This window comes from Parvimonas sp. D9, assembly GCF_035282565.1.
GTDB lineage: Bacteria > Bacillota > Clostridia > Tissierellales > Peptoniphilaceae > Parvimonas > Parvimonas micra.
The window spans coordinates 1-278 of the sequence record NZ_JAYKBM010000122.1; the positions used below are offsets into that span (position 1 = coordinate 1).

Below are 278 nucleotides of genomic sequence, written 5' to 3' on the forward strand. Positions count from 1 at the left end.
TCTGTCGGTATTGATATTGCATTAGGCACAACAGAAGAAGATAAAGTATTAAGTATTGATGCCGTACCCGCTTTTGAAGTAAGTAATTACTATCAAATTTCTGATAATGTTTTGTGCGATTGGATTAAAACCGACCCTCAAATACATGCTGAAAAAGCAACAGAGGCAAATAAGGCTTTTGACGGCGAATGGAAACCGATGGTGAAAATGATTAAAAAGTGGAATGAAACGCAAGGTAAACCAATCAAGCCCTCTTTTTTAATAGAAGTAATGGCTAT

1 pseudogene is annotated in these 278 nt (G+C 36.0%); it reads left to right on the forward strand.

Annotation, left to right across the window (positions count from 1 at the left end):
• Positions 1–278 (forward strand): annotated as a pseudogene (locus VJI94_RS08275) (nucleotidyltransferase); the annotation flags it as partial.